Below are 13,491 nucleotides of genomic sequence, written 5' to 3'. Positions count from 1 at the left end.
GCCTCGCCCGGCGGCGTGCTCCAGACTCTAGCCGACCGGGAGGGGTGCAGCGCAAGTCGGTTCCCGCCGGGGGCGGGTGACCGGCCGTCGGCCCAGCACTCGGGGTCCAGCACACGGGGCCCAGCTCACTGCGCGTCGGTGAACGCCTCGTAGACCTTCTTGGGGATACGGCCGCGGGCCGGCACGTCCATCTTGTTCGCCTGGGCCCAGGCGCGGACGGCGGCGGGGTCGGGGGCGACCTCCGTCTGCTTGTACGCCTTGCCGGACCTCGACCGCTTGCGGCCGGCGTCCACGTAGGGCGCGAGCGCCTTACGCAGTTTCTCGGCATTGCCTTCATTCAGGTCGATCTCGTACGACTTGCCGTCCAGCCCGAAGGCGATCGTTTCCGCCGCTTCCGAGCCGTCGATGTCGTCAAAGAGAGTGACCACGACCTTCTGCGCCACGAATATCGGTCCCTTCGTGCGACAGCTCTGCGATGACGTGCCAGGACGCCGCGGAGATGTCGACTGTTCGCCTGTTATGGGGCAAAGTATCGGCTATTGACAATTCATTTGTACAGTGCCCGGCATTGCAATGTGAAGCCCGACTAAATCTGTCCGCGTGTCCCGGGGCAATAGGGAACGTGGACGCACCCCGGATCTTTCCCTGAAATTTCCACGAAGGCACTGGTCCGATACCTGATCGTGATGGCGCTCACGTAGTTTCCTACAACTCTACTCGCGTAGAAATTTTGTGCGGGTAGTCTGAAGACACCTGTTGGAGACACCTGCAGGAGCCTGCTCAGCACCACACCACCGGGAGTGCCAGTGGCACGCGTCGTAGTCGACGTCATGCTCAAGCCGGAGATCCTCGACCCCCAGGGCCAGGCGGTGCAGCGCGCACTGCCGCGGCTGGGTTTCGAAGGCATCTCCGACGTACGTCAGGGAAAGCGATTCGAACTGGAAGTTGACGGGCCGGTCGACGAGGCCGCCCTCGCCCGCATCCACGAGCTTGCGGAATCCTTCCTCGCCAACACCGTGATCGAGGACTTCACCGTCCGCGTCGAGTCGGAAGAAGCCGTCGCGGGGGCCGCGAAGTGACCGCTCGTATTGGCGTCGTCACTTTTCCCGGCAGCCTCGACGACCGGGACACTCAGCGTGCGATCCGCCTCGCGGGCGCCGAACCCGTCGCCCTCTGGCACAAGGACAAGAACCTCCACCAGGTCGACGCCGTGGTGCTGTGCGGAGGTTTCTCCTACGGCGACTATCTGCGGGCCGGCGCCATCGCGCGTTTCTCCCCCGTGATGGAGCCCCTCATCGAGCAGGCGAAGGCCGGTCTGCCGGTCCTCGGCATCTGCAACGGCTTCCAGATCCTCACCGAGGCGCACCTGCTGCCCGGCGCGATGCTCGGCAACGACCACCTCCACTTCATCTGCCGCGACCAGAAGCTGCGGGTGGAGAACGCGGACACCGCCTGGACCACCGACTACACGGCCGGCCAGGAGATCCACATCCCGCTGAAGAACATGGACGGCCGGTACGTCGCCGACCAGCACACGCTGGACGAGCTGGAGGCGGAGGGCCGGGTCGCCTTCCGCTACCTGGACGTCAATCCGAACGGCTCGCTCAACGACATCGCCGGCATCACCAACGCGGCGGGCAACGTCGTGGGCCTGATGCCGCACCCGGAGCACGCCGTCGAACCCCTCATCGGGTCCGGCCGCACCGACGGTCTCCCCTTCTTCACCTCGATCCTCAAGAAGCTGGTCAACGCATGAGCCGGACGCCTCTGGACACGGTCGAGCACGCGACCGAGACCCCCGACGTCGAGCTGCCCTGGGCCGAACTCGGCCTGAAGAAGGACGAGTACGAGCGCGTGGTCGAGATCCTCGGCCGTCGCCCGACCGGCGCCGAGCTGGCCATGTACTCGGTCATGTGGTCCGAGCACTGCTCGTACAAGTCCTCCAAGGTGCACCTCCGCCAGTTCGGCGAGAAGGCCCCCCAGTCCGACGCCCTCCTCGTGGGCATCGGCGAGAACGCGGGCGTCGTCGACGTCGGCCAGGGCTACGCGGTCACCTTCAAGGTCGAGTCGCACAACCACCCCTCGTACGTCGAGCCGTACCAGGGCGCGGCCACGGGCGTCGGCGGCATCGTGCGCGACATCATCGCGATGGGCGCGCGTCCGGTCGCGGTCGTGGACCCGCTGCGCTTCGGCGCCGCCGACCACCCCGACACCAAGCGCGTCCTGCCGGGCGTCGTCGCCGGCATCGGCGGTTACGGCAACTGCCTGGGCCTGCCGAACATCGGCGGCGAGGTCGTCTTCGACGCCTGCTACCAGGGCAACCCGCTGGTCAACGCCGGCGCCATCGGTGTGATGCGGCACGAGGACATCCACCTCGCGAAGGCGTCCGGCGCCGGCAACAAGGTCATCCTCTACGGGGCCCGCACCGGCGGCGACGGCATCGGCGGCGCCTCGATCCTGGCCTCCGAGACCTTCGACGACGCCAAGCCGTCGAAGCGTCCGGCCGTGCAGGTCGGCGACCCGTTCCAGGAGAAGCTCCTCATCGAGTGCACCCTGGAGGCCTTCAAGGAGAAGCTGGTCGTCGGCATCCAGGACCTCGGCGCGGCCGGCCTGTCCTGCGCGACGTCCGAGCTCGCCTCCAACGGCTCCGGCGGCATGCGCGTCACGCTGGACGACGTGCCGCTGCGGGACTCGACTCTCTCGCCCGAGGAAATCCTCATGAGCGAGTCGCAGGAACGCATGTGCGCGGTCGTCGAGCCGGCGAAGGTCGACCGCTTCCTCGAGATCTGCGACAAGTGGGACGTCATCGCGACCGTCATCGGCGAGGTGACCGACGGCGACCGCCTCGAGATCTTCTGGCACGGCGGCAAGATCGTCGACGTCGACCCGCGCACCGTCGCCCACGACGGCCCGGTCTACGAGCGTCCCTACGCCCGTCCGGACTGGCAGGACGCCCTCCAGGCCGACGACGCGAACAAGCTGCCCCGGCCGCAGACGGGCGACGAGCTGAAGGACCAGGTCCTGAAGCTGGTGTCGTCCCCGAACCAGGCCTCCAAGAAGTGGATCACCTCGCAGTACGACCACTTCGTGCAGGGCAACACCGTCCTCGCGCAGCCCGAGGACTCCGGCATGATCCGGATCGACGAGGAGACCGGCCTCGGCGTCGCCATCGCGACCGACGGCAACGGCCGGTACGCCAAGCTCGACCCGTACGCGGGCGCGCAGCTGGCCCTCTCCGAGGCGTACCGCAACGTGGCGACGACCGGCGCGAAGCCGCTCGCCGTCTCCGACTGCCTGAACTTCGGCTCGCCCGAGGATCCGGCGGTGATGTGGCAGTTCGCGGAGGCCATCCGCGGCCTGGCCGACGCCTGCCAGCAGCTCGGCACCCCGGTGACCGGCGGCAACGTCTCCCTCTACAACCAGACCGGCGAGGCGGCCATCCACCCGACCCCCGTGGTCGCGGTGCTGGGCGTCATCGACGACGTGGCGCGGCGCACGCCGGTCGCCTTCCAGGAGGAGGGCCAGCTGCTCTACCTCCTCGGCGACACCCATGAGGAGTTCGGCGGCTCGGCCTGGTCCCAGGTCGTCCACGACCACCTCGGCGGCATGCCCCCGAAGGTCGACCTGGAGCGGGAGCGGCTGCTCGGCGAGATCCTGATCTCCGCCTCCCGCGACGGCATGATCGACTCCGCGCACGACCTGTCGGACGGCGGCCTGGTCCAGGCGGTCGTCGAGTCGGCGCTGCTCGGCGGCAAGGGCGCGCGGCTGGTCGTCCCGGACGGGCTCGACGCCTTCACGCTCCTCTTCTCCGAGTCGGCGGGCCGTGCCGTGGTGGCGGTCCCGCGGTCCGAGGAGCTCCGCTTCAACGACATGTGCGGGGCGCGCGGCCTGCCCGTCACCCGCATCGGCGTCGTCGACGGCGACACGGTCGAGCTCCAGGGCGAGTTCGCGCTGTCCCTGGAGGAGCTGCGCAAGGCCCACGAGGACACCATCCCGGCGCTCCTCGCGTAGTCGCCGGGGTACCTGTCCAGGTACCCCGCACTCCGTACTCCGGTGAAGGCTCCGCCCGTTCCCACGTTCCCACGTGCCCCGGGCGGGGCCTTCGTCGTGACCGGCGCGAGGGGGTGCCCCCTCGCGCCGGCGGGACGGCCCGGTGTCACCGGCGGCCACTAGGCTCGCCGTCATGCCTCCGGCCAAGAAGCGCGTCCGCGCCTACGACCCCGTCAGGACCCGTGCCGCGGTGCTGGCCCAGTTCGGCAACGTACGGCGGGCCGTGGGCTCCCTCACCCCCGAGCAACTCGCGCTGCCCACCCGGCTGGCGGGATGGACGGTGCGGGAGCTGGCCGCTCACGTGACCATGGCGGTGGAGACCGTCAGCCGCAACATCGAGCGGGACGAACCAGCGAAGGCGGAGCTCACGCTCCTTCAGTGGCCGTTCGCCACCGCCGCCCGTGCCGCCGACATCGGCGAGGGCACCCTGGAGCTCGCCGCGGCCCACCCCGACCTGGACGTCCTCTACGCCCGCACCGAGGAGCGCGTCGTCGCCGCCCTCGCCGCCGTCCCCGGCGACCGGCTGCTGGCGACCCGCACCGGCGCCATCAGCCTGGCCGACTACCTCGTCACCCGTACCGTCGAGCTGGTCGTGCACACCGACGACCTGAACGCGGCCGTCCCCGGTCTGGACGTCCCCTTCGACCGTCAGGCGCTCGCCGCCGCCACCCGGCTCCTCGCCGACGCCCTCGCCGCCAGGGCGCCCGGCGGCGCGACCGAGGTGCGGATCCCGCCGTACGCCGTCGTGCAGTGCGTCGAGGGCCCCCGGCACACCCGGGGCACCCCGCCCAACGTCGTCGAGACCGACCCGCTGACCTGGATCCGGCTGGCGACCGGCCGGGTGACCTGGCAGGACGCCGTCGAGGAGGCGAAGGTCGCGGCGAGCGGCGAGCGTGCGGACCTCACGGCGCTGCTCCCCCTGATGGCCTGATCCCGCCGATGGCCTGAATCCCGGCGCCGGAGCGGAACCGACCACGCCCCCCGCCCCGTCCAACCGGCATGTCCAGGCAGCCGCACAGCCCCACGCCCAGCCGCCCCGCACACGGCGGCCCCACGCGCGGCCCCACACATGGGGATACGCAACCGCAACCGCACCGCTCCCGGCGCCGCACGGCGTTGGCCGCCGCCGTCCTGCTCGTGCTCGTCCCGCTCGCCGCTGCCTGCGGGAGTGAGAAGGCGGGCGGCGAACAGCCCGGCAGTGGGGCGGTGCGCGCAGAGCAGCCCGTCACCGGGGTCTGGTGGAACGTCGACAGCGTCACCGTCGGCGGGGTCGTCCACCGCGCCCCGCCCGGCGCACACGTCGAGATCGAGGACGGGAAGGCGGCGGGCAATTACGGGTGCAACCATTTCACCGCGAAGGCCGCAGTGACGGGCGACAGCGTGCGGTTCAGCAACGCGCGGTCGACGAGGATGGCCTGCGAGGAGCAGCCCATGGCGTTCGAGCGCACGCTGGCCGGCACGCTCGCCGACGGGACCCTCACCGCCGAGGTCGACGGCGCCACGCTGACCCTCGCCACGGCCGACGGCGACCAGGTCCGGCTGACCAGGAAATGAGACCCGGCCGCCGTCCACCGCCCTATTGGTGTGCGACAGCTCACTCATACCCCCGCAACGGGTGCTCGCCGGGCCGCCCCCGGGACCCGTCCGATCCCCGAGTGGATCACCGAATTCCGGTCCTGACCTGGGCGGACGCGCTGATCACGGGTGCCGTGGCCGCCCGATGATCCAGTTACCGGCCGGTATCCCCAATTCGGACCAGTGGTCGATCTCGCCTACACTCGGTGGCGTGCCACGTGGTGACGGTCGACTCAGTCATGATCTGCTCCCCGGTGAGAAGGGCCCCCAGGACGCATGCGGCGTCTTCGGTGTCTGGGCTCCCGGTGAAGAGGTCGCCAAGCTCACTTACTTCGGGCTCTACGCCCTACAGCATCGAGGTCAGGAATCCGCGGGGATCGCGGTCAGCAACGGCTCGCAGATCCTCGTCTTCAAGGACATGGGCCTGGTGTCCCAGGTCTTCGACGAGACCTCACTCGGTTCGCTCCAGGGTCATATCGCGGTCGGTCACGCCCGCTACTCGACCACCGGCGCTTCCGTGTGGGAGAACGCCCAGCCGACGTTCCGCGCCACCGCGCACGGTTCGATCGCGCTCGGTCACAACGGAAACCTCGTCAACACCGCCCAGCTCGCCGAGATGGTCGCCGACCTGCCCAAGCAGGAGGGCCGCACGCCGCGCGTCGCGGCGACCAACGACACCGACCTGCTCACCGCGCTCCTCGCGGCCCAGGTCGACGAGGACGGCAAGCCGCTGACCATCGAGGAAGCGGCCCACCAGGTCCTCCCGCAGGTCAAAGGCGCCTTCTCACTCGTCTTCATGGACGAGCACACGCTGTACGCGGGCCGCGACCCGCAGGGCATCCGCCCGCTCGTCCTCGGCCGGCTGGAGCGCGGCTGGGTCGTCGCCTCCGAGTCCGCCGCCCTGGACATCTGCGGCGCCGCCTACGTCCGTGAGATCGAGCCCGGCGAGTTCGTCGCCATCGACGAGAACGGCCTGCGGACCTCCCGGTTCGCGGAAGCGAAGCCCAAGGGCTGTGTCTTCGAGTACGTGTACCTGGCCCGTCCGGACACCGACATCGCCGGGCGGAACGTGTACCTCTCCCGTGTGGAGATGGGCCGCAAGCTCGCCAAGGAAGCACCGGTCGACGCCGATCTCGTCATAGCGACACCGGAGTCCGGCACCCCCGCCGCCATCGGCTACGCCGAGGCGTCGGGCATCCCCTTCGGCGCGGGCCTGGTGAAGAACGCCTACGTCGGCCGGACGTTCATCCAGCCCTCGCAGACCATCCGCCAGCTGGGCATCCGCCTGAAGCTGAACCCGCTCAAGGAAGTCATCAAGGGCAAGCGCCTGGTCGTCGTCGACGACTCGATCGTGCGCGGCAACACCCAGCGGGCCCTGGTGCGCATGCTCCGCGAGGCGGGCGCGGCCGAGGTGCACATCCGCATCTCCTCGCCGCCCGTGAAGTGGCCCTGCTTCTTCGGCATCGACTTCGCCACGCGCGCGGAGCTGATCGCCAACGGCATGACCATCGACGAGATCGGCACCTCCCTGGGCGCCGACTCCCTCTCGTACATCTCCCTCGAAGGCATGATCGAGGCGACCACCATCGCCAAGCCGAACCTCTGCCGCGCCTGCTTCGACGGCGAATACCCGATGGAGCTCCCCGATCCCGAGCTGCTCGGCAAGCAGCTCCTGGAGACGGAGCTGGCCGCCGGTCCGGCCGCCACGGCCGCGTCCGACGCGATCCGCCGTCCGTAGGCAGCCCCGTCGGCAGCCGTCGCAGTCCGTCATGTCACGTCACACCCCGTCACACCCGCCGTACGACACGAAAGTTCTCACCGTCATGTCTGAGACAACTGGTGCCAGCTACGCAGCCGCGGGCGTCGACATCGAAGCCGGCGACCGCGCCGTCGAGCTGATGAAGGAGTGGGTGAAGAAGACGCAGCGCCCCGAGGTCCTGGGCGGCCTCGGCGGCTTCGCCGGCCTCTTCGACGCCTCCGCCCTCAAGCGCTACGAGCGTCCCCTGCTCGCCTCCGCCACGGACGGCGTCGGCACCAAGGTCGACATCGCGCGCCGGCTCGGCGTGTACGACACCATCGGCCACGACCTGGTCGCCATGGTCATGGACGACATCGTGGTGTGCGGCGCCGAACCGCTGTTCATGACCGACTACATCTGCGTCGGCAAGGTCCACCCCGAGCGGGTCGCCGCCATCGTCAAGGGCATCGCCGAGGGCTGTGTGCTCGCCGGCTGCGCCCTGGTCGGCGGCGAGACGGCCGAGCACCCGGGCCTCCTCGGCGAGGACGACTTCGACGTCGCCGGCGCCGGCACGGGCGTCGTGGAGGCCGACCGGCTGCTCGGGCCGGACCGCATCCGCACCGGGGACGCGGTGATCGCCATGGCGGCCTCCGGCCTTCACTCGAACGGGTACTCGCTGGTCCGGCACGTCCTGCTGAACCAGGCCGGCCTGTCCCTGGACGCGCGGATCGACGAGCTCGGCCGCACGCTCGGCGAGGAGCTCCTTGAGCCCACCAAGATCTACTCGCTGGACTGCCTGGCCCTCACTCGCACCACGGACGTGCACGCCTTCTCGCACATCACCGGCGGCGGTCTCGCGGCCAACCTGGCCCGCGTGATCCCGGACGGCCTGCACGCCGTCGTGGACCGCTCCACCTGGACCCCGGCTCCGATCTTCGACCTGGTCGGCAGGACCGGCTCGGTCGAGCGCCTGGAGCTGGAGAAGACCCTCAACATGGGCGTCGGCATGATGGCGATCGTGCCCGAGGAGTCGGCGGACGTCGCGCTCGCGACGCTGGCCGACCGCGGCGTCGAGGCCTGGGTCGCCGGCGAGATCACCGAGCGCGGCGAGCACCCGACCGGCGCGGAGCTGGTGGGGGACTACGCCGCGTAGCACCGGCGGGACCGGCAGGACTGCCAGGACCGTTGGGACTGGCAGGACCGCCAGGACCACGGGGACCGGCAGGACCACGGGGACCGCCACCGCCGGAAGGCGGGCGAGACCACGTGGGCAGCACAAGACCCGGTCGGCGACCGAAGTCACCGACCGGGTGAGTGCTCAATACCAGGTCAAGCGCCGCGACGGTGTTGCGAGGAGTCCTCGCCGTCATCCTCGTCGTCGTCCCCGTACAGCTCGGCGTACCGGGCGTACGGGTCGTCGTCTTGCTCATCGTCATCATCCTCGAACGGTTGACCGTTCGGCGGAATGTTCGATGGCGATGCGCCCAGCTCTTCGGCCAGGCGCGAGAGATCAGTCCCGCCGCTGTTGTACTTCAGCTGGCGGGCGACCTTCGCTTGCTTGGCCTTGGCCCGGCCGCGCCCCATGGCTCGACCCCCTCAACGACGGGGCTCGACGGCCCCAGGTTGACACGCGTTCATGATCCAGGACGGCCTCTCCATGGAGAGCCCGTCGTAGGGCTCCCACGGTACCTGAGCCCACGCCCGTACGGTACGTCGCCCGTACCACGCGCGTGTGCGCAGCACCCTTCGAGCGCCCCGTCCTCGCTGGTCAGTGGCGATTTTAACCACTTATCGGCGGGCGACCCGCCGGGAGGAGTGAGAGTTCTCTCTAACTTTCCACCGGCCGGTACCGCCGAAACCCCCGGACGGGACGCCCTGAGGCCCCGCCGGAAGATCACCAGCCGCGCGCCCGAGCCGCCTCGTGCATCCGCTGCTCGGCGATCCGGTCGGCCGCGGCGGCCGGCGGAATCCCGTCCTCCTTCGCACGTGCGAAGATTCCGAGCGTGGTGTCGAAGATCATCGCCGCCTTCGCCCTGCACCGGTCGAAGTCGAAGCCGTGCAGCTCGTCGGCGACCTGGACGACCCCGCCGGCGTTCACCACGTAGTCCGGCGCGTAGAGGATCCCGCGGTCGGCGAGGTCCTTCTCCACGCCCGGATGGGCGAGCTGGTTGTTGGCCGCCCCGCAGACGACTCTCGCCGTCAGCACCGGCACCGAGTGGTCGTCGAGCGCCCCTCCGAGAGCGCAGGGGGCGTAGATGTCCAGACCCTCGACCCGGATCAGCGCCTCGGTGTCCGCGACGGCCGTCACGCCCTCCGGATGCCGCTCGAGGATCCTGCGCACCGCGTCCTCGCGGACGTCCGTGATCACGACCTGCGCGCCCTCCTCCCGCAGATGCCGGACGAGGTGGTGGCCGACCTTGCCGACGCCCGCGATGCCGACGGTGCGGCCGCGCAGCGACGGGTCGCCCCACAGGTGCTGTGCGGAGGCCCGCATGCCCTGGTAGACGCCGAAGGCGGTCAGTACGGAGGAGTCGCCCGCGCCGCCGTTCTCCGGCGAGCGTCCGGTCGTCCAGCGGCACTCGCGCGCCACGACGTCCATGTCGGCGACGTAGGTGCCGACGTCGCAGGCGGTCACATAACGACCGCCGAGGGAGGCCACGAAACGGCCGTAGGCGAGCAGCAGCTCTTCGGACTTGATCGTGTCGGGATCACCGATGATCACGGCCTTGCCGCCGCCGTGGTCCAGCCCGGCCATGGCGTTCTTGTACGACATCCCGCGCGCGAGGTTCAGCGCGTCGGCGACGGCCTCCGCCTCGGTCGCGTACGGGTAGAAGCGGGTGCCGCCGAGGGCGGGGCCCAGAGCGGTGGAGTGCAGGGCGATGACGGCCTTGAGGCCGCTCGCACGGTCCTGGCAGAGCACGACTTGCTCATGACCACCCTGGTCCGAGTGGAACAGGGTGCGCAGTACATCAGCAGGTGCGCCGGATACGTCGGTCACTGTGGTGACTCCCGGGTGACTAGCGGCGGTCGGGACACAGGCACCGTAAGGGTGGCGGGCCTGTGTTCTGAGCGTAGAGCCTGCACGGCCCGCCGATCTCGCAGTGCGGGGGATCACCTTCTCCCGGAGTGCCGCCGTGGGACGATTCGCAGGGGTTTCCCCGTCGGCCGAAAGGGGAGGGACAGGGCGTGCCCAAGGTGTCCTCGGTGATCGTCCCGTACGCGGTCTATCTGCGCGTGTACGAGCCGCTGGCCGCTTTCCCCGAGCCCGAGCGCACCCACTGGGCCCGCTACGCCCGCCGTCCCGAGCTGCCCTCCTACCAGGACGAGCTGCGCCGCTCGCTGGCCGGACTGCTGCCCACCCCGCCGGTCGCGGCCCCGGTGCAGGAGAGCGGCGACGCGTTCGTGACCGAGGTGGACGGCGTGCTCTGCGTCTGCCCCTGGCGCACCCGGCTGCGCGGCTGGCTGGCCCTGGCCGAGGTGGACGACGAGCTGCCCCGGCCGGTGCTGGAGGCGGCGCTCCCCGAGGTGGTGCGCCGGCAGGCCGCCCAGGACCACGAACGCTGGCTGGAGAGCAACCCCGACGCCCGCCCGTGGATCCGCACGGCGGCCTGGCAGGTGCCGCTCCACTGGTTCGTGCTGGTCGCCGACGAGGAGCGCGCGTACGAGAAGGGGACCGGGGAGGTCGCCCCGGTGCTGCGCTACCGCACGCCGATGGTCCAGGCGCGTCGCCGGGTGGCCCGGTCGCTGCGCACGCTGAAGGACTCCATGGACGAGGGGCCGCTCATCGAGGGCCTGCTGGACGTGGGCCGCTGGCTGGAGGAATTCCATCCGCGTTCGCTGGTGGAACTGGATTACGGCGGCCTGGTGCACATGCTGCCGGCCGGGGATCTCGAGGAAGATCACTCGGCGAGGGACGTGGCCGAGGGCATCGAGGCGCTGCGGGCCGGGGACGGCGCGGCGGCGGGCGAGGCGTACGCGCGGCTCGTGGAGCGGTGGCGGTCGGTACGGGACCGGCGCTCGGCGAACTGACCGAGCCGAGCCGATCGAGCCGATCGAGCCGATCGAGCCGACCGCACCAGGGTCGATCGTGCTGTGAGCTGACGATGTGACAGATGCGACAGCGCTGTCATTTGGTGACGTACGTCACGGCCGCGAGGCCGTCGAACAGCGTACGGTCGGCGGCACTTCACGGAACTGACGGGACGTAGGTCCCTGATCCGGGCTTTTGTCGCAAGGGTGACGGACCGCACGTACACGGCCCTTGCGCCGGTTGCCCCTCCTCGTGCCAAAATAGGACAAGGAGTCCGGGGAGGACTCCGTCCGCCTACTTATGCTCCATCGTGGGGGGAAAGCTCAGCATTGCACGCTTTGCGGGGTCTGGCGGCTCGCGATCACCCTGTGACTGATCGTCACAGTGGTGTGACTGTCCGCTATGGCATGGTCCATCGGCTTCCGTCGCCGATGAACACCTGGGGGGCAATTCCATCGGTTTGGCCGACGAGGCTGGACGGATGGTGTAGTTGTAGTGCCGAGGACAAGCCGTTCGTCCTATAACCGACTCGACCCGCATCCGCCATTTCGGGCAACGCGGGTCAAGGTGCAGAATTTAGAGGAAAGAACCGAGAACGATCGGTTCTCCCGAGGAGGCCGCTCATGACCGCTCGCACCCCTGATGCTGAGCCGCTGCTGACCCCGGCTGAGGTCGCCACGATGTTCCGCGTCGACCCCAAGACGGTCACGCGGTGGGCGAAGGCCGGCAAGCTCACGTCGATCCGCACGCTCGGCGGGCATCGCCGTTATCGCGAGGCTGAGGTCCGCGCACTGCTCGCGGGTATCCCGCAGCAGCGCAGCGAGGCCTGACAACCGCATATCGGGCAATCCCCAGGTGCACCCACCTGAGCGCACGCCCGAAACCAGGCACCAAGCGACGTGGGTCCTGCCCCAACAGGGCCCTCGCCCATAGGGAGACGTCGTCGATCGCGCTGGACTCCACGGAGTCCGGCGCGATCTTTTTTGTGCGCTCGAGCGCGCTTGGGACCGCTCCCCAGGTGGTATCAGGTGGCTCTGTGAGCGACCTTGTCGGAGTCTGGGGAGGCTCTGGGAGGGTTCCGGGGGGCATCCTCCGGAGTGGTGCAATTGCACATATTAAATTGACCAGTTGTAGGAGAGTGGTAAGAACCCGGGTTTTCAAAACTCATGCAGTGACACCCGTCACATACCAAAGGGCTTGTTACCGGCCAGTCACGTGCGCTAGTAGACGATTGAACCTCACTGTGCCACAGGAGTCCGGCCGTGGGTACGGTCCGCGGCCCACCACTCACACCGGGCGGGCGTCGGTGGCGTCCGCCGCGTTCGTTGCGCCGGCCCGCTCCGCCGCGTCCGTGTCGCGGGGCGGGAGGCTCTCGCCCTCGGCGGTCTCCTGGGTGATCCGCTGGGCGGTTCTGTCGGCGATGCCCTCCGTGAGCCTCTCGGGGGGCCCTGCGGGGGCCTGGACGCCCCAAGGCGCGCCGTCCATCGCCAGTTTCAGCAAACGGTGGCAGATCGGGCAGTGACGGGTCAGGTGCCGGTAGGACGACGCGGCCGACAAGTGCGCGCGGAGCAGGGCCCGCGTCTCGTGCCTGACCGACGCCGTCATGCCCCACCTCCACGCGGGCGCCGCGGGGAACGGGCCCTGAGTTCTGGGGTACCGGCCGAATGTGACGCCGTCAAGGGCGCCGCAGGGCGGTAGCGGCAGCCGGTGGGCGGAAAACGAGGTTGTCCGTCACATGGGTGAGGCCCGCGTCCCTTGTCGGGAAACGGGCCTCGGTCCTTCACTGCGGTCCTGACGGGATTTGCTGTTTCCGATGGCGGCTCCGCCGCGGGCGCGGCCTCCGGCTGGGCCGTGTGGGGGGTGGCGCGCAGGTTGTCCGTCTCATGGCTGAGGCCCGCGTCCCTTGTCGGGAAACGGGCCTCGGTCCTTCACTGCGGTCCTGACGGGATTTGAACCCGCGGCCTCCACCTTGACAGGGTGGCGAGCACTCCAAACTGCTCCACAGGACCTTGCTTTTGCGGCACTTGATGTTGCGTTGCGCTGCGAGAAGGACTGTACAGGAGGGTGAGCCCGGTGGTCGAACTCACTCTCCGTGCAG

Annotated in this window: 12 protein-coding genes, 1 tRNA gene and 1 pseudogene; 9 read left to right on the top strand and 5 right to left on the bottom strand. The window is 69.7% G+C overall.

The features are described 5' to 3' along the window. Positions 1-125 precede the first annotated feature (125 nt). Positions 126-443, bottom strand: coding sequence for a histone-like nucleoid-structuring protein Lsr2 (locus QA802_RS20165; protein ID WP_107443208.1), 318 nt, complete (start codon positions 441-443; stop codon positions 126-128). A 363-nt stretch (positions 444-806) separates the two neighbouring features. Between QA802_RS20165 and purS the strand changes: the two genes are divergently transcribed. From purS to purM, 7 genes are all read left to right on the top strand, one after another. Next, entirely contained in the window at positions 807-1,079 is a 273-nt protein-coding gene (gene purS, locus QA802_RS20160; protein ID WP_319172264.1) for a phosphoribosylformylglycinamidine synthase subunit PurS, read from the top strand. Continuing rightward, a complete protein-coding gene (purQ, locus tag QA802_RS20155; protein WP_306950843.1) occupies positions 1,076-1,756 on the top strand; it encodes a phosphoribosylformylglycinamidine synthase subunit PurQ in 681 nt (226 codons plus the stop codon). The genes purS and purQ overlap by 4 nt, the downstream gene beginning before the upstream one ends. Beyond that, positions 1,753-4,011 carry a phosphoribosylformylglycinamidine synthase subunit PurL gene (gene purL / locus QA802_RS20150; RefSeq protein WP_334524572.1) on the top strand — a complete coding sequence of 753 codons (2,259 nt, stop codon included), beginning with the start codon at positions 1,753-1,755 and terminating at the stop codon, positions 4,009-4,011. The genes purQ and purL overlap by 4 nt, the downstream gene beginning before the upstream one ends. 172 nt (positions 4,012-4,183) lie before the next feature. Further along, complete coding sequence (locus QA802_RS20145; RefSeq protein ID WP_334524570.1) at positions 4,184-4,981, top strand: maleylpyruvate isomerase family mycothiol-dependent enzyme; 798 nt, start codon at positions 4,184-4,186, stop codon at positions 4,979-4,981. 185 nt (positions 4,982-5,166) lie between these two features. Then, positions 5,167-5,604, top strand: a complete 438-nt coding sequence (locus QA802_RS20140; RefSeq protein WP_334524567.1) for an META domain-containing protein — start codon at positions 5,167-5,169, stop codon at positions 5,602-5,604. Between the two features lie 232 nt (positions 5,605-5,836). Then, entirely contained in the window at positions 5,837-7,363 is a 1,527-nt protein-coding gene (gene purF, locus QA802_RS20135; RefSeq protein WP_319172259.1) for an amidophosphoribosyltransferase, read from the top strand. An 85-nt stretch (positions 7,364-7,448) separates the two neighbouring features. Next, a complete protein-coding gene (purM, locus tag QA802_RS20130; RefSeq protein ID WP_319172258.1) occupies positions 7,449-8,516 on the top strand; it encodes a phosphoribosylformylglycinamidine cyclo-ligase in 1,068 nt (355 codons plus the stop codon). Positions 8,517-8,692: 176 nt separating this feature from the next. Here the strand turns inward: purM and QA802_RS20125 are convergent, their stop codons facing one another. Then, positions 8,693-8,947, bottom strand: a complete 255-nt coding sequence (locus tag QA802_RS20125) for a DUF3073 domain-containing protein (protein ID WP_057576334.1) — start codon at positions 8,945-8,947, stop codon at positions 8,693-8,695. A 310-nt stretch (positions 8,948-9,257) separates the two neighbouring features. After that, on the bottom strand, positions 9,258-10,361 hold the full coding sequence (locus QA802_RS20120; RefSeq protein WP_334524563.1) for a Leu/Phe/Val dehydrogenase: 1,104 nt from the start codon (positions 10,359-10,361) through the stop codon (positions 9,258-9,260). Between the two features lie 188 nt (positions 10,362-10,549). Between QA802_RS20120 and QA802_RS20115 the strand changes: the two genes are divergently transcribed. Both QA802_RS20115 and bldC read left to right on the top strand, forming a co-directional pair. Continuing rightward, positions 10,550-11,392, top strand: coding sequence for a DUF8083 family protein (locus tag QA802_RS20115; RefSeq protein WP_334524560.1), 843 nt, complete (start codon positions 10,550-10,552; stop codon positions 11,390-11,392). Between the two features lie 624 nt (positions 11,393-12,016). Beyond that, positions 12,017-12,223: a developmental transcriptional regulator BldC gene (gene bldC / locus QA802_RS20110; protein WP_003949541.1), complete on the top strand. Its 207-nt coding sequence runs from the start codon at positions 12,017-12,019 to the stop codon at positions 12,221-12,223. A gap of 607 nt (positions 12,224-12,830) precedes the next feature. On the opposite strand, the pseudogene QA802_RS20105 reads toward bldC, so the two are convergent. Beyond that, a pseudogene (locus QA802_RS20105) lies at positions 12,831-12,998 on the bottom strand (DUF6274 family protein); the annotation flags it as partial. 329 nt (positions 12,999-13,327) lie between these two features. Then, positions 13,328-13,402: transfer RNA gene (locus tag QA802_RS20100), tRNA-Asp, on the bottom strand. Positions 13,403-13,491: the final 89 nt, after the last annotated feature.

This window comes from Streptomyces sp. B21-105 (genome assembly GCF_036898465.1).
In the GTDB taxonomy this organism is placed as follows: Bacteria; Actinomycetota; Actinomycetes; order Streptomycetales; family Streptomycetaceae; genus Streptomyces.
Note: the sequence above shows the minus strand (reverse complement) of the source record. Positions and strands in the feature narration are given on the sequence as shown.